General features: G+C 61.3%; 16 protein-coding genes and 1 tRNA gene. 7 read left to right on the plus strand and 10 right to left on the minus strand.

Annotation, left to right across the window (positions count from 1 at the left end; all coding sequences use genetic code 11):
• Positions 1-71: 71 nt before the first annotated feature.
• The 4 genes from HCZ87_RS21310 to HCZ87_RS10245 all read right to left on the minus strand — a co-directional run bounded on the left by HCZ87_RS21310 (position 72) and on the right by HCZ87_RS10245 (position 3,346).
• On the minus strand, positions 72-395 hold the full coding sequence (locus tag HCZ87_RS21310; RefSeq protein ID WP_167643658.1) for an AAA family ATPase: 324 nt from the start codon (positions 393-395) through the stop codon (positions 72-74).
• 259 nt (positions 396-654) lie between these two features.
• A complete protein-coding gene (locus tag HCZ87_RS10235; RefSeq protein WP_167643659.1) occupies positions 655-1,209 on the minus strand; it encodes a metallophosphoesterase in 555 nt (184 codons plus the stop codon).
• Positions 1,210-1,401: 192 nt separating this feature from the next.
• Positions 1,402-1,476 (minus strand) — tRNA-Gln (locus tag HCZ87_RS10240).
• 205 nt (positions 1,477-1,681) lie between these two features.
• On the minus strand, positions 1,682-3,346 hold the full coding sequence (locus HCZ87_RS10245) for a tetratricopeptide repeat protein (RefSeq protein ID WP_167643660.1): 1,665 nt from the start codon (positions 3,344-3,346) through the stop codon (positions 1,682-1,684).
• 597 nt (positions 3,347-3,943) lie between these two features.
• On the opposite strand from HCZ87_RS10245, the gene HCZ87_RS10250 reads away from it, so the two are divergent.
• Positions 3,944-4,873: a PHP domain-containing protein gene (locus tag HCZ87_RS10250; protein WP_167643661.1), complete on the plus strand. Its 930-nt coding sequence runs from the start codon at positions 3,944-3,946 to the stop codon at positions 4,871-4,873.
• Between the two features lie 111 nt (positions 4,874-4,984).
• On the opposite strand, the gene cueR is transcribed toward HCZ87_RS10250, so the two are convergent.
• Positions 4,985-5,386 (minus strand): Cu(I)-responsive transcriptional regulator, encoded by a 402-nt coding sequence (gene cueR, locus HCZ87_RS10255; RefSeq protein ID WP_167643662.1) that lies wholly within the window; start codon positions 5,384-5,386, stop codon positions 4,985-4,987.
• A gap of 417 nt (positions 5,387-5,803) precedes the next feature.
• On the opposite strand from cueR, the gene HCZ87_RS10260 reads away from it, so the two are divergent.
• Positions 5,804-6,919: an S-(hydroxymethyl)glutathione dehydrogenase/class III alcohol dehydrogenase gene (locus HCZ87_RS10260; RefSeq protein ID WP_167643663.1), complete on the plus strand. Its 1,116-nt coding sequence runs from the start codon at positions 5,804-5,806 to the stop codon at positions 6,917-6,919.
• A 130-nt stretch (positions 6,920-7,049) separates the two neighbouring features.
• Positions 7,050-8,327, plus strand: a complete 1,278-nt coding sequence (locus HCZ87_RS10265; RefSeq protein ID WP_167643664.1) for an MFS transporter — start codon at positions 7,050-7,052, stop codon at positions 8,325-8,327.
• Positions 8,328-8,359: 32 nt separating this feature from the next.
• Here the strand turns inward: HCZ87_RS10265 and HCZ87_RS10270 are convergent, their stop codons facing one another.
• The 3 genes from HCZ87_RS10270 to HCZ87_RS10280 are packed head-to-tail and all read right to left on the minus strand — an operon-like array spanning position 8,360 to position 13,152.
• Positions 8,360-9,877, minus strand: coding sequence for a SpoVR family protein (locus tag HCZ87_RS10270; RefSeq protein ID WP_167643665.1), 1,518 nt, complete (start codon positions 9,875-9,877; stop codon positions 8,360-8,362).
• A 5-nt stretch (positions 9,878-9,882) separates the two neighbouring features.
• Positions 9,883-11,199 carry a YeaH/YhbH family protein gene (locus tag HCZ87_RS10275; protein WP_167643666.1) on the minus strand — a complete coding sequence of 439 codons (1,317 nt, stop codon included), beginning with the start codon at positions 11,197-11,199 and terminating at the stop codon, positions 9,883-9,885.
• A gap of 18 nt (positions 11,200-11,217) precedes the next feature.
• Complete coding sequence (locus HCZ87_RS10280; protein ID WP_167643667.1) at positions 11,218-13,152, minus strand: PrkA family serine protein kinase; 1,935 nt, start codon at positions 13,150-13,152, stop codon at positions 11,218-11,220.
• Between the two features lie 611 nt (positions 13,153-13,763).
• On the opposite strand from HCZ87_RS10280, the gene HCZ87_RS10285 reads away from it, so the two are divergent.
• From HCZ87_RS10285 to HCZ87_RS10300, 4 genes are all read left to right on the plus strand, one after another.
• Positions 13,764-16,310: an Ig-like domain-containing protein gene (locus HCZ87_RS10285; protein WP_167643668.1), complete on the plus strand. Its 2,547-nt coding sequence runs from the start codon at positions 13,764-13,766 to the stop codon at positions 16,308-16,310.
• Between the two features lie 111 nt (positions 16,311-16,421).
• Positions 16,422-17,702: a TolC family protein gene (locus HCZ87_RS10290; protein ID WP_167643669.1), complete on the plus strand. Its 1,281-nt coding sequence runs from the start codon at positions 16,422-16,424 to the stop codon at positions 17,700-17,702.
• Complete coding sequence (locus HCZ87_RS10295) at positions 17,699-20,143, plus strand: ATP-binding cassette domain-containing protein (protein WP_167643670.1); 2,445 nt, start codon at positions 17,699-17,701, stop codon at positions 20,141-20,143. The genes HCZ87_RS10290 and HCZ87_RS10295 overlap by 4 nt, the downstream gene beginning before the upstream one ends.
• Positions 20,140-21,312: an HlyD family type I secretion periplasmic adaptor subunit gene (locus tag HCZ87_RS10300; RefSeq protein WP_167643671.1), complete on the plus strand. Its 1,173-nt coding sequence runs from the start codon at positions 20,140-20,142 to the stop codon at positions 21,310-21,312. The genes HCZ87_RS10295 and HCZ87_RS10300 overlap by 4 nt, the downstream gene beginning before the upstream one ends.
• 124 nt (positions 21,313-21,436) lie before the next feature.
• Here the strand turns inward: HCZ87_RS10300 and HCZ87_RS10305 are convergent, their stop codons facing one another.
• Both HCZ87_RS10305 and HCZ87_RS10310 read right to left on the minus strand, forming a co-directional pair.
• On the minus strand, positions 21,437-22,144 hold the full coding sequence (locus HCZ87_RS10305; protein WP_167643672.1) for a serine protease: 708 nt from the start codon (positions 22,142-22,144) through the stop codon (positions 21,437-21,439).
• A gap of 464 nt (positions 22,145-22,608) precedes the next feature.
• The gene (locus HCZ87_RS10310) at positions 22,609-23,700 is read right to left on the minus strand and encodes an ABC transporter ATP-binding protein (RefSeq protein ID WP_167643673.1); all 1,092 of its coding nucleotides are present in this window, start codon (positions 23,698-23,700) and stop codon (positions 22,609-22,611) included.
• Positions 23,701-23,721 lie beyond the last annotated feature (21 nt).

Consider the following 23,721-nt stretch of genomic DNA (forward strand, 5'->3'; position numbering starts at 1 on the left):
CTTCATCGGAATCTCCTCGTTCATCCTGCCGAGAAAATTCTACTTCCGCATCCCCTTAAGATCGGGGGGGATTACCCTGCCTTGGCCGCTGCAGCGACGTGGGGCGGCATGGGGAGGCCGCAGAGCGTCAGATAGCCCACGATGTCGGGGGAATGCCGCGGTCGAAGATCAGGGGGCCTGAGAGTGTCTGTGCGGCGCTGTAGGCGCCCAAGTCGCACTCCAGCATCCGTTCGATCCGCCCAAGGGAGGGCGTCCCCGCCGCTCTGTATCTCCTCGCGGATGATCGCGCGGCCGGATTCGGGAATTGTGTGGAAGCCGCGGCCAGCGAGCTCGGTGATTAGGCTGGTCTTGCCCGCACCAGGGCCGCCCGTCACGACGAAGAAATGATCGCTCATCGGCCATCCTCGGGTTTGACAGGGGAAGGGCTGCGCAGCATTCAATACGCCATTGGCGTGGATCGGAGTGGTATGGATTTTCGTAGGTAAAACAGCACTGGTCTGCGCGGCAGAGGCAAATCCTCTGGCAAGAAAGGCAGAACTATCTGGTGCTTTTCAACACCGATGTGAGCTGCCCTTGCGAGATCGAACCTCCGAGCCCTTGCTCACCATGCGATCGCTCAACCAGCTGGTCCGAGATGCCACCCGTTCAATTGGTCTACGGAAGCTCGTTTCCATGTTCGACATCCGCCCAATGCTTGTTAACGGGCATACGGGCTGCCCGCTTTGCCATTTCCTCAATCTGGATCGGTCGAAAATTCCACTGATCGACGCCGACATTTATGCTGTTTCGCAAGCCTGCCCATTGGTCATGGACGTGGCCAAATAGCTGCAGGGCGCCTCTGCGTGCGCCGTTCCAAGTGATCATCGGGTAATGGCACAGGACGAGGCTGTGTTCGCCGTCCTGGATCTCGGCCATGTACTCGGTGCTTGCCCATGGGAGAGAGATGACCGCTTCATCGTCGTGGTTGCCGATGATCAGATGCTTGCGTCCGGGGAGGCTGTGAAACCAGCTCTCGAACTGTGCCGTATCGTCAGCGCGACCGAAGGCGAAATCCCCCAAAATCCAGAGGTCATCATCGTGCGCGACGCAGGCCTGGAAGTTGGCGATCAGGGCCGCGTTCATCTCCGCGGTTGAGGCGAAGGGGCGCTTGCAGAAGTCGATGATGCGGTGGTGGCCGAAGTGCAGGTCGGCCGAATACCAGTTGGCCATACCTGTGCCCTCCGTGTTCGTCGTCCCTCAGTTTAGGGACGAGATTATATGGGCGCAAATGTCTTTCAGTTCAGAGGAATTGCGGACGGCGAAACGTTTGGAATATCAGCAGATACCAGTCTTGCCCGGGCAAGATGCCAAGTAGAACCGTATAGGTTCCAGTCCTCGGCGAGCATCACAATCAGGAAAAGGTGGCTGGGATGGTAGGATTCGAACCTACGGTACACTGTACCAAAAACAGTTGCCTTACCACTTGGCTACATCCCAACACTGTCTGTGAAGGGCGTTCTAATGAGAGTTTCGAAGGGCTGCAAGGGGTTTTTCTGAAAAAAATGCAGATCATCGACAAAACATGATTTTTTTCATTCCTTACAGAACACTAGCCGGAAAAACATGGGCTGTAGCGTGACCAGACGGCCGCGTGAGGGGAGCAAAAAGGCTCCCCTCGGTGTTGGCGCGTCATGGGGGCCCTTCACTCTGGCACGCCAGCCTCGCGCAAGGCGCTGGCCCAGTCCTGGCCAGAGGGGGTAAAGGCCGCCGCATGCTCTTGCATATAGCGCGACACAGAAAAGTCAGGGGTGACTTTCATCAGGTTTTCAACCACATCGCGCGCTTCGTCGCCGCGCCCGGACATCTGGAGGGCAATCGCCTTGGTGCGCAGCGTCGAGGGGTAAGAATCATTTGCCTGGAGAGACTGGTCCGCCAGTTCGATCGCGCGATCATAATCGCGGGCAGCAAGGCTCACCGAGGCGGCCAGCGAGTCAAAATAGTAGCGCTGCGGCCCCAATGGCGAGAGACGGCGGGCCGCTTCGGTCAGGCGGATGCCTTCGTCGGGGTGGTTTTGCATCGCCCGCGTCGCCCCCTTCAGCAAGAGAGCCAGCGCTTCGTTAGGGTTGTCCTGAAGCGCCTTGTCATAGGAATACTGCGCATTGTCGAACTCGAAGGTCAGATAGCTTGCAATCATACCTTTCAACGTATGCGCCAGCGAAAACGCCGGGTCCTGTGCCAGCGCCGCATCTGCGAGATTTTGCGCCATCAGCGTGCTCTTGCGACGATCATTGGACAGCCCCTTCTGCACGCCCATCACATGCCAGATTCCGGCCCAGGTCAGCACCACCGGGTGATGCATTTCCCGCTCCATCAATGTTTCGAGAATCTCGTTTGATTTCTCGAACTGATCGGCATGTTTGCTCTGCATCATGACGATCGCCGCCATCAGCAGGGTGTGATTGGCCAGATTGGACAGGGGGCGGAAACTGACGAGCCGCACGGCCTCGCCCACCACCGTCTGACCGATCTGGCTGGTCACATCGCGCAACGGCAGGCTCTGCCCCATTAACAGGTCGGACAGGGCTCCCTTGAATTCCCTTGACCAGATCACCTTTTCGCGGTGGGCATCATGCAGATCCACCTGCGCGATGAAATCATGGCCGTTAATGAACACCGAACCGGAGACCAGATAGCTGACCCCGGCCACCGAGGAGACTTCGGCCGGGCGCACCTCTTCGGGGCGGAACTGGCGCGAGGCAAGGTAGGAGGTGACCGAAAAGGCCTGGCTGCGGGACAGCTGCCGAGACAACTCCTCCGACAGGATCGCGCCCAATGGCGCGTTGGAACTGCCCGGCGAGCGCTGCACAAAGGGCAGAACCGCAATCGAGGGAAGCAACTCATCAAGCACCACCCTGCCCCGATCCCGCGGCGCCCAGGGCGGATCCTGCGGCGGGGGCGTCGCGGTCATGTCCTGGGTCCGCATGCCCGACAGCCACTCTGCAAAAATGCTCTCATGGGGCAGCTCGAACCCTTCCATGAAGGCGCCCCGCGACGGGTCGTCCTCGATCTCGACCATATTGAGATCCAGCGTCACCCGTTCGCGATTTGCCACCAGCGCCGCGGAGGCGGTGGGGCCGATATGTTTGCGCAACGTGGACAGGGCCGTGCGCAGGCTGGCCTTTGCCTGCTCGGGCTGGGCAAAGCTCCACAGGGTATGTTCAAGAAAAGCGCGCGTTCGGATCCCGTCTTCCGCAGTGATCAGCAACGCCAGAAGCGCCTGATGCTTTGCTCCAAGTTGAATGGGTTCCCCATCTGGCCGATACACACCAAACGCGCCGTACTGACGGACTTTTAACACTACAACCATTAGACACTCTCGCCATACAAGTTACTCACATCGCCACGACAAAACACTCAAAAATTGCGTCGCAGCGACCTCACTCCCACCATTAAAGCACCAAAACCCCGTATCACCAACAAAAAAAGACTTTTCAAGATATGTGTGCGATTACATTGTGTTAACAATCTATAAATAAGATTGTATACATATTAACAGACCCTCCATTTGATATACCATAGGTTGTATTTATAATTCATTATTTTACAACCTTAGAGATTTCTCGCCATCCGATACCGGCCTGACACATATATGATTTTTCAAATTGATCAGCTGCGTTTCAGCGTACTCACCTGACGGCTCGGCGCGCGCCATGCCTTAATCTTCATCGCCACATCCAGAGCCACATCCAGAACGGTCCGGCGCGCGCCCCCGAAGCCCCCCGAAGCCTGCCGCGCCCCTTGCAGATGCGGCTGACGGCTCTGGTCCGCCCCTGGCGAATCCCCCCTGCTCGAGGATCTGGTCAGCGCCGCCCTCTGCTGCTAGAGATCGGCGTGGTCACACCTGTGTCGCGATCAATTGCTACACGCGGCGGGACTGTGACACGAGACAAACAAGAGCCCCAACATGCTGCTTTCTCCCTTCGATATCCCCGGACGCTTTTTCCGTGGCAATCTGCACACCCATTCCAACGTGACCGACGGCGCCCTGAGCCCCGAAGAGGTCTGCCGCCGCTACAAGGCCGAGGGCTATGATTTCATCTCGCTCACCGACCATTTTGTGGGGCGCTGGAACTATCCCATCGTCGACACCCTGCCCTTTCGGGACGCGGCGTTCACCACCCTGCTCGGCGCCGAGCTGCACTCCGGCGCGCAGGAAAACGGCGAACTCTGGCACCTGCTCGCAGTGGGCTTGCCGGCTGATTTCGCGCCCTCCCACTCGCCGGATTTCCACCCGGTGGAGGGTCAGGAAAGTGGCCCCGAGATTGCCGCCCGCGCGCGCGAGGCCGGTGCCTTTGTCGCCATTGCCCACCCGCAGTGGTCCGGTCTCACCATGGACGACGCCCGCAGCATCGAGGCCGCCCATGCGGTGGAGATCTACAATCACGGCTCGCATATGCTCAGCGATCGTGGCACCGGCATGCCGCAGCTCGAACTGCTGCTATCCGAGGGCCGCGACCTGACACTGATCGCCACCGACGATGCCCATTTCAAGGGCCCCGACGCCTTTGGCGGCTGGGTAATGGTCAAGGCCGAAGAAAACAGCCCCGAGCAGCTCCTCGCCGCGCTGAAAGCCGGGCAGTTCTATTCCACGCAGGGTCCCGAAATTCACGGCATCTGGCTGGAGGGCGACACGCTCCGCGTCTCCTGCTCCTCCGCCCGCGCGGTGATCGTGCAGGGCATCGGCAATGCCTCCGAGGTCGCGCAGGGCAGCTCGATGACGCAGGCGAGCATCCCCCTTGGCCGTCTCGCCCAAAGCCCCTGGCTGCGGGTGAGCGTCATTGATCCCGCCGAGAAACGCGCCTGGTCAAACCCCTTCTGGCCCGGCAAGCTCTGAGCTCAGCGTGACACGCCGCGCCGGGCCGCAGGCCCGGCGCCCGGCCCAACGGGAGCGGGGCTTTTTCAAAGCACCAGCGACGGGCGGGAGCTCCCCCGCCCGCAGCCACGCTCACTCCGCGTCGTCAGAAGAGCCGGAGAGATCCTTCAGGATCGGGCAATCCGGGCGGTTGTCGCCGGCGCAGCAGGTAATCAGCTCGCTCAACGTATCCCGCATCGCCTCCAGATCGGCAATTTTCGCTTCGATCTTGCTCAGATGCGCCTGCGCCAGTTGCTTTACATCGCTGCTGGCGCGGGTTTCATCCTCATAAAGCCCAAGCAGCACCCGGCAATCCTCGATCGAGAACCCAAGCGCCCGCGCCCGGCCCAGAAAGGCCAGCTTGTGCAGATCGGTCTCCGCAAAACAGCGATAGCCATTGGCGCTGCGATTGGGGCGGATCAGCCCGATGTCTTCGTAATAGCGGATGGTCTTCGCCGCGAGCCCGGAGCGGATCGCCACATCGCCGATATTCATGGTGTGCCACCTCCTGCCTCTGCCCCTGCCCCGCTCGCCGACCATCACACAAGCGATGTTGCGGCGACAGGGTCAACCCGTGTCCGTTCCAAGATGGATATTTGTTGCGCAAATCTCAAGTCACCACGGGCACCGCCGCGCCCCTGCGTCGCAGCACGCGGTGGCAAGGTCGTATTCCTGCGCACCGCCCCCTGCCCTGCCCCGATACCATGCAAACAGACACAGGGGCCACATGGCACACCGCCCGCTTCGACTGTTGCGTCTTTATCCTGCGGTGATGTACCTCTTGCTCCGACAGCGCGATTTCTTCAAAACGTCTGAAGAGCAAGCCGCTGGCGTCACTCGCGCTCACCACCCGGCATTTCGCAGGACGGAATGTCACAAGGGTCTGAAAAGTCTGATTAGAAGGACAAGATGATGATCAAAACCCGTGCCGCAGTTGCCCTCGCCCCGGGCAAACCGCTTGAAGTCATGACCGTGAACCTCGAAGGTCCCAAGGCGGGCGAGGTCCTGGTGGAGATCAAGGCCACCGGCCTCTGCCACACCGATGAGTTCACCCGCTCCGGCGACGATCCCGAAGGCATCTTCCCCGCGATCCTCGGCCACGAGGGCGCAGGTGTGGTGATCGAGGTCGGCGAAGGCGTCACCAGCCTGGAGCCCGGCGATCACGTGATCCCGCTCTACACCGCCGAGTGCCGGGAATGTGAATACTGCCTCAACCCCAAGACCAACCTGTGTCAGGCGATCCGCTCGACCCAGGGTCAGGGCCTGCTGCCCGATGGCACCACCCGGTTTTCGCTCGAAGATGGCACCCCGATCCACCATTACATGGGCTGCTCCACCTTCGCCAACCACACCGTGGTGCCGGAAATCGCGCTGGCCAAGATCCGCAAGGACGCGCCTTTTGACAAGGTCTGCTACATCGGCTGTGGCGTCACCACTGGCATCGGTGCAGTGATCAACACCGCCAAGGTCGAAATCGGTTCCACCGCCATCGTCTTTGGTCTCGGCGGCATTGGCCTTAACGTCATTCAGGGCCTGCGTCTGGCCGGTGCCGATCAGATCGTTGGCGTTGACCTGAACCCCGGCAAGGTCGAAATGGCGACCCACTTCGGCATGACCCATTTCGTGAACCCCTCCGAGGTCGAGGGCGATCTGGTGGCGCATCTGGTCGAGCTGACCGGGGGCGGTGCTGATTACACCTTTGACGCCACCGGCAATGTCAACGTGATGCGCACCGCTCTGGAAGCCGCCCACAAGGGCTGGGGCGAGAGCATCATCATCGGCGTGGCCCCCGCCGGCGCCGAAATCTCCACCCGTCCGTTCCAGCTGGTCACCGGCCGCTCCTGGCGCGGCACCGCCTTTGGTGGCGCCTCTGGCCGCACCGACGTGCCGAAAATCGTCGATTGGTACATGGACGGCAAGATCGAGATCGACCCGATGATCACCCACAAGCTGACGCTGGACGAGATCAACCACGGCTTTGAGCTGATGCACGAAGGCAAGTCGATCCGCGCTGTGGTGGAGTTCTGATCCACCCGCTGCCCCGGCAGATCACATCAAAACGCGGGCCTCAGGGTCCGCGTTTTTCATATTTGGCGACCTGCGCCCTTGACCTGCGGCACCTGAGCGATGAGCCTTGAGCCAGACAAGAGGGCCTTGCATGCTGCACCTGTTCCGCAACCGCGCCTATCGCCATCTCTTTGCCGCGCAGGTGATTGCGCTCTTGGGCACCGGACTGGCCACCGTGGCCCTTGGGCTGGCCGCCTTTGACATTGCCGGTGCGCGGGCAGGCAGCGTGCTGGGCATCGCCTTGACCATCAAGATGGTGAGCTATGTCGCGCTCGCCCCCATTGCCAGCGCCTTTGCCGACCGGGTGCCACGCCGCACGTGGCTGGTCTCGCTCGATCTGATCCGCGCATTGGTGGTGCTGGGGCTGCCCTTTGTGGATGCGGTCTGGCAGATCTACCTGCTGGTGTTTCTGCTGCAAGCCGCCTCTGCCGGGTTCACACCGGCGTTTCAGGCCACCATCCCCGATATTCTGCCCGAAGAAGAGGATTACACCCGCGCGCTGTCGCTGTCGCGCCTGGCTTATGATCTTGAATCCCTCGCCTCCCCGGCGCTGGCCGCGCTGTTGTTGACCCTCGTCGCCGCGCCCACGCTGTTTGTTGGCACCGCGATCGGGTTTTCCCTTTCGGCGCTCTTGGTGGTCTCGGTGCGCCTGCCCGCCGCCACACCACAGCCCGCGCGCGGGTTTTCGGACCGCACCACCCGGGGGCTGCGGATCTATCTGCGCACGCCGCGCCTGCGCGGCTTGCTGTGCCTCTCGCTGGCCGCCGCAGCGATCAGCGCCATGATCTTTGTAAACACCGTGGTGGTGGTGCGCAGCACGCTTGGGCTCGGCGAAGGCGAGGTGGCGCTGGCGCTCGGTGCCTTTGGCGGCGGCTCGATGCTGACAGCGCTATTGCTGCCCTCGCTTCTGGGCAGGCTACCGGATCGGTCGGTCATGGCAGGGTTTGCGGGGCTCGGCTGCGCCGCTCTCTGCGCCACTGCGCTGTGGTCGCTGAACGGCCTCAGCCTGAGCGGCGTGATGATCTGCTGGTTTGTCGCCGGGATCGGCTATTCGGGCACGCTGACCCCATCCGGGCGGCTGCTGCGCCGTTCCGCCGCTGCCGAAGATCGCGCCGCGCTTTTTGCGGCGCAGTTCACATTATCGCATGGCTGCTGGCTGCTCTGCTATCCCTTGGCCGGGCTGGGGATGACCTGGCTGGGGCTGGAGCCGGTGCTGTTGATCCTCGCCGCCATCGGTATCATGGGGATCCTCGCCGCCCTGCGCCTCTGGCCCCGCAATAGCGGTGATGCCTTGCGGCATGAGCATCCCGATTTACCCGCCGATCATCCGCATGTCAGCGCCACGCAGCCACAATCCCACAGGGGGTGAGGCGCGCGCTCTCCGCCACCGTCGAGCGAGGATCAGCGCGCCAAGGAGGCCTCCACCGCCGCAAGCGTCACGTCATAGCCCCACAACCGACGCAGATGTTTCAGCACCTCGGCCTTGTCGGCCTCTGCGAGATGCACATTGTCGCGCACCGTATGGGTCAGCTTCAGCGTCCGGTCGCCCTTCAGATCCGCGTCCGTCACCTGAATATCGGGCTCGATATAGGCAAGATCATACTGCCGCGCCAGATCGCGGCGGATCGCCTTATAGCCCGCGCGGTTGTGGATCTGGCTGATCACCAGCTGCGGGTGGGTTTCGTCATCGGTGAGGGTGAAGAGCTTGAACTTGCGGATAAGATGCGGCGACAGGAACTGCTGGATAAAGCTCTCGTCGCGGTAATTCGCCCAGGCATCGCGCAACACGCCGCGCCAATCCGGGTTGCCTGCAAACTCCGGGAACCACTCGCGATCCTCCGGCGTCGGGGCCTCGCAGATGCGGCGAATGTCCTGCATCATCGCAAAGCCCAGCGCATAGGGGTTGATGCCATTGTAGCGCGGATCGTCATATTCCGGCTGCATCACCACATTGGTATGGCTGTGCATCATCTCCATCAGCGCGCCCTGGGTGATCAGCCCCTTATCGTAAAGCGCGTTGATGATGTAATAATGCACAAATGTGGCGCAGCCCTCGTTCATCACCTTGGTCTGTTTCTGCGGATAGAGATACTGCGCCAGCATCCGCACGATCCGCAGGATTTCCCGCTGCCAGGGCGCCAGAACGGGGCTGTGTTTTTCCAGGAAATAGAGGAGGTTTTCCTGCGGCAGGTTCATCTGCTTGCGCCGGTCCGCATGATCGAGGTCCACCTCTGTTTCGGCGTCTCCCCCCTGCCCCATGGTGGCGTCGGTCCAGATATCCAGCGCGCTCTGACCCTTTTCATAGGCCTCGCGCAGCTGCTGCATCGCGCGGCGTTCCTCCTGCGTCGGCTTGGGCGGGCGACCATAGCGGAACACCCCCTGCGATTGCAGCGCATGGGCGGCGTCCAGCACCTCCTCCACCGCGTCAAACCCATAGCGTTCCTCGCAGGCGGCAATGTAGTTCTTGGCAAAGGCCAGATAGTCGTGGATCCCGGCGGCATCGGTCCATTGCTGGAACAGATAGTTGTTCTTGAAGAAATGATTATGCCCAAAGGCCGCATGCGCCATCACCAGCGTCTGCATCGCCATGGTGTTTTCTTCCATATTGTAGCTGATGCAGGGGTTGGAGTTGATGACGATCTCATAGGCCAGCCCCTGCCGCCCGGTGCGATAGAGCGCCTCGTCGCGGGCGAAATGCTTGCCAAAGGACCAGTGCTGATACATCAGCGGCAGCCCGACGCAGGAATAGGCGTCCAGCATCTGCTCGGCCGAGATGATCTCGATCTGGTTGGGATAGATATCAAGCCCGAGATCGTCAAAGGCGATGGTCTCGATCGCATCGCGGGCTTTTTCCAACAGCTCAAAAGTCCACTCCGGCCCGTCAAACAGCGGCGTGACACTCTCTTTCGCGGTTTGCATGCGGTTTAACCTTTCACTTTGGGCAGGAAGAACTCCCGGAAGATCGGATAGATATGTCGCGGCTCCGACACCCGCTGCATTTCAAAATGGGGCGCGGCGGCCTTGACCTGACGGTAGTTCTGCCAGAGATCCTCGCCCGCCTCGGTATTATCCAGAAGCATCTGCGCCGCTTCCTCGACGATTTCCACATAGGCGTAGAACTGGCAGACCGGCAAAATCTGTTCGAGCAGAAGCTTGCGGCAGCGCATGGAGTCATTGCCGAAGTTTTCCCCGTCCGAAGCCTGCGCGCCATAGATGTTCCATTCATCTGGCGGATAGCGTTCGTCGATGATTTCCTTCATCTTTTCAAGCGCGGTCGACACAATCGTGCCGCCGGTTTCGCGGGCATAAAAGAAGGCCTCCTCGTCCACCTCCTGCGCGTAATGGGTGTGGCGGACAAACACGATCTCGGTATGTTCATAGCAGCGCGTCAGGAACAGATGCAGCAGCAGGAAGAAGCGTTTCGCCAGATCCTTTTCGCGTTCCTGCATGGAGCCGGAGACATCCATCAGGCAAAAGACCACGGCGCGGGACTTGCGGATTTTTTCCGGCACGAAGGTATCAAACCGCAGATCCAGCGGGTCGATATAGCCCACCACGCGGCGCTTGCGCTTGATCCCTTCCAGCTTGAGCCGCAGTTCGGTCAGGACCTCGTCCTGACCGGGACTGCGCGCCTCGATCGCCTCCAGCTCGGCGATCTGCGCTTCCAGCTCGCGCTGTGATTTGGTGGTTGGGCGCTGCAAGGCGATGCGACGGCCCAGCGAGTTGCGCATGGTGCGCACCAGATTGAGGTTGTTGGGGGTGCCGGCCGTGGTGAGGCCGGCGCGGCGGATGCCGATGGTTTCGGTTTCCACCGTGGCCTTTTCCACCAGATCCGGCAGCTCCAGCCCGTCAAACAGGATTTCCAGATACTCGTCCCGCGTCAGGGTAAAGGAAAACTCGTCATCACCCTCGCCATCCTCGGAGGCTTTGCGCCCTCCCTCGCCCGCGCCGCCCTGGGGGCGGTCAATCGCATCGCCAACCACAAATTCCTTGTTGCCCGGCAGCACATGACGGCGATTGCCGCCGGGGCCATGGTAGAAGCGCGGCTCCTTCAAGCCCCTGGTCGGGATGGTGATTTCCTCGCCATTTTCCGGCACGCTCTCGCCCTTGCCGATGGATTTTTCCCGAACCGACCGGTCCACACGTTCCTTGATATTTTCCCGCGCACGTCTGAGGAACCTTTGCCGGTTCCCCAGGCTTTTGCCTTTTGGATTTGCGCGCCTGTCGATAAAGTGGTGCATCTGGACTGCTCCCGCCTGTTAGCCCGCCTTGTTCACCCGCATGTACCATTCCACAAGGCGTCGGACCTGCCTGTCAGTATATCCGTGCGCGCGCATGCGCTCGACGAACTCCTGGTGTTTGCCCTCGGTCTGGCTGTCTTTTTTCGATCCGAAGGAGATCACCGGCAGCAGTTCCTCGACCTGGCTGAACATGTGTTTTTCAATCACATCGCGCAGTTTTTCATAGGAGTTCCACGCCGGGTTTGACCCGGTGTTGGCGCGGTGGCGCAGGGCGAATTTGACCACCTCGTTGCGGAAATCCTTGGGATTGGCGATGCCCACCGGTTTTTCGATCTTGGAAAGCTCCGCATCCAGAACCTCGCGGTCATAGAGCTGGCCGGTGTCGGGGTCCTTGTAATCCTGCTCCTCGATCCAGGCGTCGGCATAGGCGATATAGCGGTCAAAGACGTTCTGACCGTATTCGGTATAGCTCTCCAGATAGGCTTTCTGGATCTCGTTGCCGATGAATTCCTCATAGCGCGGCGCCAGGTCGGATTTGATGAACTCCAGGTATTTCTGTTCGGTGTCCTGCGGGAATTGCTCGCGCTTGATCATCTGCTCCAGCACATACATCAGATGCACCGGATCGGCGGCGACCTCGTTGGTGTCGTAGTTGAAAACCGAGGACAGCACCTTGAAGGCAAAGCGGGTAGAGACCCCGTTCATGCCCTCGTCAACGCCGGCGCGGTCCTGATATTCCTGCACGGTTTTCGCCTTGGGATCTGTGTCTTTCAGGCTCTCGCCATCATAGACCCGCATCTTGCTGTAAAGATTGGAGTTCTCATGCGGTTTCAGCCGGGTCAGCACCGAGAAGCGGCTGAGGATCTTCAGCGTTTCCGGCGCGCAGGGCGCCTCGCGCAGCTCCGAGTGCTGGATCAGCTTTTCATAAATCCGCGCCTCGTCCGACACCCGCAGGCAATAGGGCACCTTGACGATCGACACACGGTCAATAAAGGCCTCGTTGTTCTTGTTATTCTTGAACTGCTGCCATTCGCTCTCGTTGGAATGGGCCAGGATCAACCCGTTGAAGGGAATGGCGCCAAAGCTCTCGGTGCCCATGTAATTACCTTCCTGGGTGGCCGTGAGCAGCGGATGCAGCATCTTGATCGGCGCCTTGAACATCTCGACAAATTCCAGAACCCCCTGGGTGGCGCGGTTCAGCCCGCCGGAGAAACTATAGGCGTCCGGGTTGTCCTGACTGAAATGCTCCAGCTGGCGAATATCGACCTTGCCCACAAGGGTGGAGATATCCTGATTGTTCTCGTCGCCGGGTTCGACCTTGGCCACGCAGATCCGGCGCAGGCGGGAGGGGTAGATTTTCTCCACCGTGAACTTGTTGATATCGCCCTCAAATTCATCCAGCCGCATCACCGCCCAGGGGGACATCAGCCCCGGCAGGCGATGAGGGGCGATGCCATATTCCTCTTCGATCAGCGCGCCCATGCGCACCGGATCAAACAGGCCCAGCGGGCTTTCAAAGATCGGCGAGATCTGATCCCCGGCTTTCAGCACGTAGATCGGCTGCTCCTCGATCAGACGTTTGATCCGTTCCGCAAGCGAGGATTTCCCGCCCCCGACCGGCCCCAGCAGATAGAGGATCTGCTTGCGCTCCTCCAGCCCCTGGGCCGCGTGGCGGAAATAGCCCACGATCCGCTCGATCGTGTCCTCCATCCCGAAAAAATCCGTAAAGGCGGCGTAGCGTTTGATGGTCCGGTTCTGGAATATCGGCCCCAGCCGGCTGTCCTTCGATGTATCGACCAGTTCTTCGTCGCCGATGGCCTTCAACATGCGTTCTGCCACATTGGCATACATGCTGGGGTCGTCGCGACAGGCCGTCAGATAGTCCTGCAAAGACATTTCCTGCTCGCGCGTCTGGCCATAGGCCTCTGCAAAAAGCTCTGCAACTTTATTCATCGGGATCTCGCCTCCTGGTTTGCGTCGCTACCCGTCCTCCTGGGTTCTTGGATTGCACGCGAACAGTCTGGCCTGACGAGGGCCCTTTAGGTGTCCGCGTTATTGGTGTTCTTAAGAGTCTGCTCGGTGCTGCTGGCGTGCGTGTCGCCCGCGCCCCATTCCGACTATTAACGGTAGGGGGAATTCAGCTTACGCCAAGGGGCAGCAGCGGATTTTTCTGGGTCCAGTATACACTAGATGTGCCATCAAACCTACCAAAGCTTGGTATATTTTCGGTTAACAACGGTAAACTTTTGTAGAGCGCCGCATTCGTGCCGCCCGCTGTGCTGATCTTTTAAGCTGCAACATATCGCATAGATCCAACGCCGCATCGCCCGGAATCTGGCCCCGCGGGCGCTGTGGCGGAAAACAAAAGTGAGGTGTTTTGAGCACGCTATCAGGGCAAACAAATGATAAAAAGCGTCGCTCAGTCTAGACACACACACAATATTGAATGCATATTCGCCTCAAATAAGCCGCACAAGACGGCATTAGGCAGAAATACAGGTACAGAAACAAGCGACGCGGGGCGTTTCCTGCTGCGTGTCCGATAATAAAGTGAGCAGTTCAGCATGAGCACCGTTGCATATATTGCCCGCGATCCATCGGGGACAAACCAACATGGCACCTCGCCCGAAGGGTCGCCCGCGATCATTTCCACGACCGGCGCCAAGGATATTTCCCTTAACCTGGATCCCACCGATATCGAGAGCTACGCCCGTCGCGGCAATGATCTCCAGCTGACGCTGACCGATGGCACGGTGGTTGAACTCGACGGGTTCTACAGCAACGCGACCACCGGCCCCAAGAACCTGTTCCTCAGTGACGAGGGTGATTTCATCGAAGTGGTTCTGGAAGACAAACCCGACGGCATGCTGTTTGCCAGCTACGAGCCGATGGATCTTTCCGGCAAATGGAGCGCCTATGACGATATGGTGTTCTTTGACGTGGACCGTATCGAGCCGGTGGTCGCCCCCCTGGCCGTGCCCTTCCTGGGTGGCCTCGGTGGTATCGGCGCGGCGGCAGCAGGGGCTGCGGTTCTGGCCGGTGGCGGCGGTGGCGGCGATGGCGGCGGCGGTGGCACCTCAAGTGCGATCATTCCGACCGTGAATGACGCCGATGGCACCTATGGGGTCGGCGAAGGTGACCCGGATGGGGTTACCATTTCCGGCACTGGCGAGGCTGGGTCTGATGTTGAGGTCACCATTGGCGATGTGGTGGTCACCACGACCGTCAATGACGACGGCACCTGGTCGGTGAATATCCCGACCGCAGATCTGCCCGATGATGGCGTCTATGAGACAGTCGTTGACGTGGTGGCGCCCGACGGCACCCCCTATGAGGATCTGGACGGTCCGACCATCGACATCGACAGCGAGCCGCCGGTGGTGGAAATCACCGAGGGCACCCAATCCGTGGGCGACATCGTCGATGGCGCCGAACAGGCCAGCGGCACCGTGATCACCGGCACCGGCGAGGCTGGTGCCACCGTGACGCTGGAAATCAACGGCGCGACCCACACGACCACCGTGGCCGAGGATGGCAGCTGGTCGGTCACCTTCAGCTCTGACGAGATCAACACCGGCGAATATGAGACCGGCATCACCATTACCACCACCGACCCTTATGGCAATAGCACCACCACCACCGATGTGCTGGAAGTGGACACCGAAACTTCGGTAACCATCGACAGCGGCCTTTCTGGCGGCGATGACATTGTCTCTCTGGCCGAATCCGAGGCAGGCGTGGCGATCACCGGCACGGCCGAGGCAGGCGCGACGGTCCAGGTCACCGTGCAAGGCCTCACCCGCACCACCACTGCAGGGACGGACGGCAGCTGGACCACCACGTTCCCCGAGGGCACCTTCCCCGAAGGTGAGTATGACAGCGAGATCACCGTTACCTCCACCGATCTGGCGGGCAATACCGCCACCGCCACATCGATGATCGCGGTGGACACGGATGCGGGCTTTGTAATGTTGGACGAAGCTCCGATCGAGACCGATGACATCATCAATGCAGATGAGCGCAGCGACGGGGTCACCATCACCGGCACCGCCACCCCAGGCGAGACGGTCACCGTCACCCTGGGCACCGCCTCTGGCACCACGGTTGCCGACGCCGATGGCAACTGGTCCTATGACTTTGCCGCGAGCGAGATCCCCGAAGGCACCGACGAGTTGGATGTCACCGCCTCGATCACCGACGATCTGGGCAACACCGAAACTGACACCGACACCGTCGGCCTAGACACCGAGGTTGTGGATTACGGGTCTGACAGGCTGCAAACCACCGATGACGTGATCAACAGCGATGAGCTCTCCGACGGGTTCCTGCTTGAAGGCACGGTCGAGCCCGGCTCCACCGTCACCGTGGACATCGAGGGCAAGACCCATACCGCGACGGTTGATGCGGATGGCAACTGGTCCGTGGCGCTTGACAGTGATGACCTCGCCGGCGGCACCTATGTCACCACCGCCACCATCACCGCCACCGATCCGGCCGGCAACGTGGAGACGATCCCGCAGAACTTCAGCGTCGATACCGATATCAGCGCTGCGGTCGTCACGGGAACCGGGACCGACGGGAGAGATAACCTCACCAGCATCTCCATCGAAGAGACATCCGACCGCATTTCGGTCAGCACGATGGAATCTAACGGCACCTCCGAGGTTCAGGATTTCAGGACCGTCGACCTTGGCGGCGAAGACATGCTGCGGTTCGATAACGCGATCGACGACAACATCAACCTCCTGCTCACCACCGAGGATACGGCGGGGAACTCCTCCTCCACCCTGGTGTTCTTTGAAGACAACGCCACCGAAAGCGGCACGCTGGATCACGCGTCCCTGTCGTCGTTCAACATCGACACGCTGAACCTTGAATTCGCGGATGACGTGAACCTCACCCTGACCGAGGCGGATATCAACGCGCTGTCGAGCAACTCTGACACGCTCACCATCATCGGCGGGTCTGGCGATAATGACGCGGTCACCATCAGTGACGCCAATGCGCAGGGCACACAGACCGTGGATGGCAACACCTTCAACGTGTTCACGGTGGGCGACGGCGACACAACGCTGCTGGTGGACGACGATATCTCCGTCACCATTATCTAAGCGCCTCAGCGCGGCCCTGTCCCGGATTTCGCACCCGAACCCCGCCAGAGCCGCGCTGAAATGATGACCTGCGGATCAACCGCGGGCCCCGAGTAGGCACGAGGACAGAATATGTATCTGGCACGAGGCATTTCCGCCATTGCACTTTTGTGCAGCCTTACGGCGTGCGACCTGCCGAACACGGGCCAATCGCTCGACGGATCCGGCAGCAATTTTGCCCAGGCCGAAGATGCACCGCAATCCGAAGTCATTTCCTCGCTGCAACACCGCCGCTCGCTTTTGCAGAGCGGCAGTATCTATGGCGAGGTCGCCCATTCGGCGCTGACCGGCTCTGCCCGCGCCTCCGAGGCGGCGCTGATCAGCGCCAAGCTGCGCGCCGAGGCGCAATCCAAGAACTGGCTGCCTTCGCTGCGCCCCACCGTGAGCCTGAATGATCTGGGCGAGATGGTGGCCAGCATCCTTCTGGAACAGATCCTCTTTGACAACGGCCACCGCAAGGCCGAACGCGCCTTTGCCGCCGCAGATGTGGAAGTGGCCGCCGTCACCCTTGCCGAGGACATGAACGACCGGGTGGAAACCGCACTTGGGCTCTATGTCTCGGGGCTGCGCGGGGACGAGAAAGCCGCCTACGCCCATCGCGCCATCCGCACCATGCGCGATTTCGAACGCGTCGTTGTGGGGCGTGTGAATGGCGGCGTGTCGGATCGCTCTGACCTCAATGTGGTGCAGTCCAAGATCAGCGGCATGCAATCGCAGATGGCCACCGCCAATGACGCCGCCCGCACCGCGCGGGCCGAGTTGCAAGCCATGACCGGGCAGGAGTTCCCCGCCGCGCCGCAGCGGCTGGAGCTGCAACTGCCGCCCGACGGCAGCACCTATCTCAGCGTGTTGAAAGCAAAAGCCGAGGCCACCCGCGCCATCGAACAGGCCAAGATGGAGCGCGCCGGATTTCTGCCGCAGGTCGGTGCCACCGGCCAGATCGGCAGCGAAGGCTCCGGCGCCGGCTTGCAGCTCAATATGGCCGAACCGCTGGGCCTTGGCACCCCTGCCGCGCTGCAAGCGGTGGAGGCCAATAAACAGGCCGCTCTGCGCCGCATCGGCGAGGTCGAGGAAGAGGCGCGGCGCGAATACAGCCGCGAAATGCAGCGGCTCTCCTCGTATCGGCGGCAAGAGCAGGAGGCGCTGAAACTGGCGCGTGCCAGCCGCGAGACCTATCGCCTGTTCAAGGCGCAATTCGAGGCCGGACAGCGCCCGGTGATGGATGTGATCCCGATCTACGAAGAGCTGGTAAAGCGGGAACAGGCCTATATTGACGCGAAATATGAAGTGGTCCTGATCCAGCTGGCGCTTGCGTCATCCTTGGGTCTTTTGGCAGATGGGGACGAGATTTGACTGAGCAAAACAGCCAGACACCCGCCCCGGGGGCCAAGACACCCGTTAAACGCAAGCTGAAGCTGGCCGGTGCCACTGGCGCGGTAAGCCTGAAGCTCAAGAAGACCTCTGCGCTGAGCGCCGCGCAGGCCAAGCCGGTGAAGATCGCCGCCGTGGCCCCCTCGCCCGCCGCCTTCATCGCTCCGCGGCCGCCGCGGGACACGGTCGCGCCCATCGAGACGCAAACCTCCCAAAGCGAAGCGCCGGCGGAGGAGATCGCGGCAGAGGACGCAGCGGCCACTCCCCCCGCAAGCGAAGACACCACGCCGCCGCCCGAGCGTGAAAGCGAAGCCGCCTATCACGACCGGCTCAAGGCGCGGGCGCAGCTTATGTGCCGTCTTGCCTCGCTGCGCGGCGTGACGCTCGCCCCTCAGGATCTGGTCGAACAGCTGCAAAGCAGCGGCGGCGCCTCCCTGCGCCCCGAAGCGATGATGAGCGCGCTGATTGCCTCGGGGCTCAAGGCGCAGCTTCAAACGGTCAAACGCCCCAGCCCGCGCAACTGGCCGGGCATCGCCATCATGCAGGGCGGCCAGCCGGTGCTGGTGATGAGTCAGGGCAAGGCGGGCGTGACGATCTATGACACCTCCTGCCCTGACAATCGCGCCGAGGTGCCGATGCAGGATTTCATGCCCTATTTCACCGGGCAGATCCTCTCGACCCGCGCCACGCTGAGCCAGCTGGCGCAGCGCCATACGCCCCAGTTGGACCATTCCCATTGGTTCTGGGGCGAATTCCCGAAATACCGCCGCCAGATCGCCGAAATCATGCTCGGCTCACTGGTGGCGAACCTGCTGGCGGTGGCGGTGGCGCTGTTCTCGCTGCAAGTCTACGACCGGGTGGTGCCGCATCAATCGCAGGCGACGCTCTGGGTGCTGGCGATCGGCGCCCTGATGGCGATCACCATGGAAGGGTTCCTGAAACTCGCCCGCGCCCGTATCACCGATGCCGCCGGACGCCAGATCGACATGGCGGTGCAGCACAAGCTGATGCGCCGCGTCATCGGGCTGCGGATGGACCAAAGCCCCCTGCCCCCCTCCGGCCTGTTTGCGGCGATGCGGGATTTCTCCTCGGTGCGGGAGTTCTTTACCTCCTCGACCCTCTCGACGCTGGCCGATGTGCCCTTTATCGCGGTGTTCCTGCTGCTGGTCGCCTCGATCGGCGGGCCGGTGGTCTATGTAATCATCATTGGCGGCGTGCTGATGCTGCTGCCCGGCTATTTTATCCAGAAAAAGATGCTGGCCATGACCCGCCAGGCGCAGGGGGCCTCGACCAAGAGCGGCCGGTTGCTGCATGAGGTCGTGAGCGAGATGGAAACCATCAAGACCCAGCGCGGCGAGGACCGCATCCTGCGGCTCTGGGACGAGCTCAACCTCCTGTCCTCGCAGGCCTCCAACGGCCAGCGCAAACTCGCCAGCGCCCTCACATATTGGAGCCAGGGCGTCCAGCAGGCGACCTATATCAGCGCGGTGATCCTGGGCACCTATATGGTCTTTGCCGGGGAATTCACCGTCGGCACCATTATCGCCACCGGTATTCTGACCAGCCGCACCCTGGCGCCGCTGACGCAATTTGCGGGCACGCTGGCACGCTGGAGCAACGTCCGCGCGGCGCTGGATGCGCTGGAAATCATCGCCAAGGCCCCGCAGGAACGTGAAAAAGGCCGCGCCTATCTGCGCCGTGACAAGATCGACGGCCAGTTCGAACTGCGCGAAGTGCTGTTCCGCTATGACCCCGAAAGCGCCCCTATCGTCGATGTGCCGGCTGCCAGCATTACCTCCGGCCAGCGCATCGCGGTGCTTGGCGTCAACGGGTCGGGCAAGTCCACCCTGCTCAAGCTGCTGTCTGGCCTATATGCGCCGGAACGTGGCCGGATCATGATCGACGGCACCGACATGAGCCAGATCGAGCCGCGCGACCTGCGTCGCCATATCGGCTATCTCGGTCAGGAGGTGAAGCTTTTTGCCGGAACCCTGCGCGACAACCTCAACCTGTCGCTGCTGACCCATGACGACGAGCGGGTGATGCAGGCGCTGGAATTTGCAGGGCTCGCCCCCTTTGTGCGCGCCCATACGCGCGGGCTGGATCTGATGATCGGCGATGGCGGCGCGGGCCTGTCCATCGGCCAGCGTCAGGCCGTGGGCTGGGCGCGGCTGCATCTGCAAGACCCCTCCGTGGTGCTGCTGGATGAACCCACCGCGGCGCTGGACCAGACGCTGGAGCGCACCCTGGTGAGCCGCCTTGATACCTGGCTGGGCGGGCGTACCGCCATTATCGCCACGCACCGGCTGCCGATCCTGTCGCTGACCAACCGCACATTGATCCTTCAGGCCGGACGCATGGTCGTCGATGGCCCGCGCGACGAGGTGCTGGCCCATCTCAACGGAGGGAGCAAAGCCTCATGAGCATCGCCGCCGATATGGATCTTCTTGAAAGCACCCGCGCCTCCAGCCGTTTGATCCAGCTGGTCGCCGTGGTGCTGGTGCTGTTTCTGACCTGGGCCGGCTTTGCCTCGGTGGATGAAATCGTGCGCGCCGACGGGCAGATCGTCTCCTCCTCGCGCTCCCAGATCGTGCAGAACCTTGAGGGCGGCATCCTTGCCGAACTCTTTGTGCGTCAGGGCGATACGGTGAAGGCCGGTCAGGTGCTGGCCAAGCTGCAAGACACCAAGTTCCGCGCCGCCGCCGATGACCTGCAAGACCAGATCGACGCGCTGGAGATCAAGCAATACCGGCTGGAGGCAGAAATCGAAGGCGGCTATGATTTTTCCGTGCCCAGCGATCTGGCCGCGCGCTCGCCCGATATTCTCGCCTCCGAGCTGGCGCTGCTGAAGGCCCGTCAGGGCGATTTCAACAGCCGCCGCAACAGCGCCGGTGAATTGCTGCGCCAGCTCAAGAACGAACTCTCGAACCTGCGCTCCCTGCATGAGCAGAACATCGTCGCCCTGCGCGAAGTCAACGAGACCCAGAAACGGGTCAGCGATGCGCAGGCCAAATTCGACGAGATCGGCACCCAGGCCGAGCTGATGCTCGCCGAGGAATATTCCGAAACCCTGCGTCAGCTGACCTCGCTGCGCCAGGAACAGCGCCTCGCCCGCGATCAGTTGAACCGCACGGTGATCACCTCTCCCATGGCGGGGATCGTCAACAGCCTGGCGGTGACCACCATCGGCGGCGTGGTGCGCCCCGGCGACGAGATCCTGGAGATCATCCCGCTGGGCGAGGAACTTTTTGTCGAGGCCCGGGTCAAGCCCGAGGATATCGCCAATGTGCAGCGCGGGCAGGATGTGACCATCAAGCTCTCGGCCTATGATTACACCATCTATGGCTCGCTGCGCGGCAAGGTCGATGTGGTCTCCGCCGATACCTTCGAGGACGAGCGCGACCCGCGCGCGACGCCCTATTACCGGGTGACAGTGCGGGTGGATCGCTCCAGCCTCACTGCGCGCCAGCAGCAGATCGAAATCCGCCCCGGCATGCGCGCCATTGCCGAGCTTCAGACCGGGTCAAAGACGATCCTGACCTACCTGCTGAAACCGCTCTATAAATCGCGCGAAGCCTTCCGCGAGCCTTGAGCCGGACGCTGACGCCAGCGCCGATAGCCAGAACATAAAAACCGGCCTGTTGCAGGCCGGTTTTCTTTTGAACGGGGTGGAGCGAAGCCTCTGTTCGCCGCCTCTCACGATACGCGCCTGCCCGTCAGCCTGCGCTTCTCATCATGGCGCGGAGCGTGCTGTCCAGCGTGGTGCCGATCGACACCCGGCGCTGCCCCATGGCCGCCTTGGAAGAAATCACCGAAACGATGCGCGGCGGAGAGCCGGGCAAGACTTCCAGCACCGGTGCCCCCGAGGCGCCAAAGTCAACCTGGCAGGACATCACCAGCGTTCGCGCCCGGCGCGACAAGACCTCGCATCCCTGCTCCAGGCTGGGTCGGGTTGCATGGGTGTAGCTGTAGGACAGCACATTCACGCTGGTTCCGCGATCTGCCTCGCCCAGCATATGGAACGGGCGCACCTCTGCCGCGCTGATCGGGCTCGACAGGCGCAGCACGGCGATGTCATGGCCCAGTTGATAATTGCCGCCCGTGCGGAACTCGTAGGACGGGTGCACCACCGCCTTGTCCACCACCCGCGCCGCCTTGACCCGACGACCGTCAAGCCCGGCCTCAAAGCGGATCCGCTGCGGTTTGAACCGGCGGCCGGTCTGTGCGTCATAGACGCAATGCGCGGCGGTCAGCACCAAATTCGGTGCCACCAGCGTTCCGGTGCACATATATTTATCCGAGATATTCAGCCGTCCCACGGCCTCCCATCCCGGCAATGCGGTTGCGCTATACTGTCTGGCGATAGCTGTCTGTGACGCGCCAACAGTGAAGCATGCCGCGATGATCGCAAGCATCAGTCTCATTGGTCCACTCCATTTTCCCACGTTCACACCTTCGTTCAGGGGTGAGGCTGGAATATGGCTGCGTGCTGATGGCCTTGGGCCAATTCATGGATTGATTGTGGCAAGCTTAACACGTCTTAACCCCCCGGTTTGACGAGTGTCAGCGTCGCAGAAAATTAAGGAAATACAGCGCGAAAAGTTAAGGATTTAGACAAATTTCGCTTAAACTACCGCAACTAAATAAATATTTCAGAAAATCCTGACGGCTTTCAGGCTGATTTTGTGAACCACACCCATCTGTTATCAAGATCCGCCCCGAGCGCGCGGCGCGAATCTGTCAGAATCGCCACATTTGCAGAGCTTTCAAAATCCTTAAGCTGGCGGTGCAAACGTTAAAATTTTAAGAGATCCCCCAGAGCGCAAGAAAAACCGCGCGCCCCTGTGGGACGCGCGGCCAAAGTCTTGTCGAGGATCGCGCTGCCAGCTCAGCGATAGAGCAGCGAGCGGCCATTGTGGAAGATATGCACCTTGGCAGGATCCGCATAAAGCCGCACCCGCTGCCCGCGCAGCTGGTCGTGAATGCCGAGCAGCTTGGCGATCAATGGCGCCTGATCCTGTTCCGGCGGGAAATAAAGCAGCGTCACATCGCCCAGCGCCTCGACAAAATCCACCTCTCGGTCGATCACCGCACCGCCCTCGCCGCTTTCGGTCATATCCTCCGGGCGCACCCCGACGTTGACCTTGAGGCCAAGATCGCTGTCCTGCGTCGGCACCGCCGACAGGATTTCCTCGCCGTTGCCCAGGCGCAGGCGCGTGCGCGCGCCAGTGGCGATGATTTCCGCCGGGATCAGGTTCATCGAGGGCGAGCCGATGAACTGGGCGACGAATTCATTCTCCGGCCGCTCATAAAGCTCCAGGGGCGTGCCCACCTGCGCCACGCCCTTGTTGGCCAGCACCACAATGCGCGAGGCCAGCGTCATCGCCTCCACCTGATCGTGGGTCACATAGACCATGGTGCTGTCGGGCATCGCTTCCTTGAGCTGTGCGATCTCGATCCTTGTCGCCACCCGCAGGGCGGCATCGAGATTGGAGAGCGGCTCGTCAAACAGATAGACCTTGGGATCGCGCACAATGGCGCGGCCAATCGCCACCCGCTGCCGCTGCCCGCCCGAAAGCGCCTTGGGCAGCCGGTCGAGGTAGTCCTCCAGTTGCAGGATCTTGGCAGCGCGTTCAATCGCCGCGTCGATCTCGGCCTTGGGTTTGCCCGCGATCTTCAGCGCAAAGCCCATGTTGTCGCGCACTGTCATATGCGGATACAGCGCATAGGATTGGAACACCATGGCAATGCCACGCTGCGCCGGTGGGATGTCATTCATCACCTGGCCGTCAATTTCCAGCGTGCCCGCGGTGATCTGTTCCAGCCCGGCAATCATCCGCAGCAGCGTGGACTTGCCGCAACCGGACGGGCCGACAAAGACGATCAGCTCGCCCTGTTTGATATCAAGATTAATGTCGTTCAGGACATTGACGGCACCGGCATAGGTTTTCTCCACCCCGGTCAGTTTCAGGTTCGCCATGGTCTCCTCCTCCGTTCCAGG

This window comes from Phaeobacter sp. HF9A (genome assembly GCF_011806385.1).
Classification (GTDB): Bacteria; Pseudomonadota; Alphaproteobacteria; order Rhodobacterales; family Rhodobacteraceae; genus Epibacterium.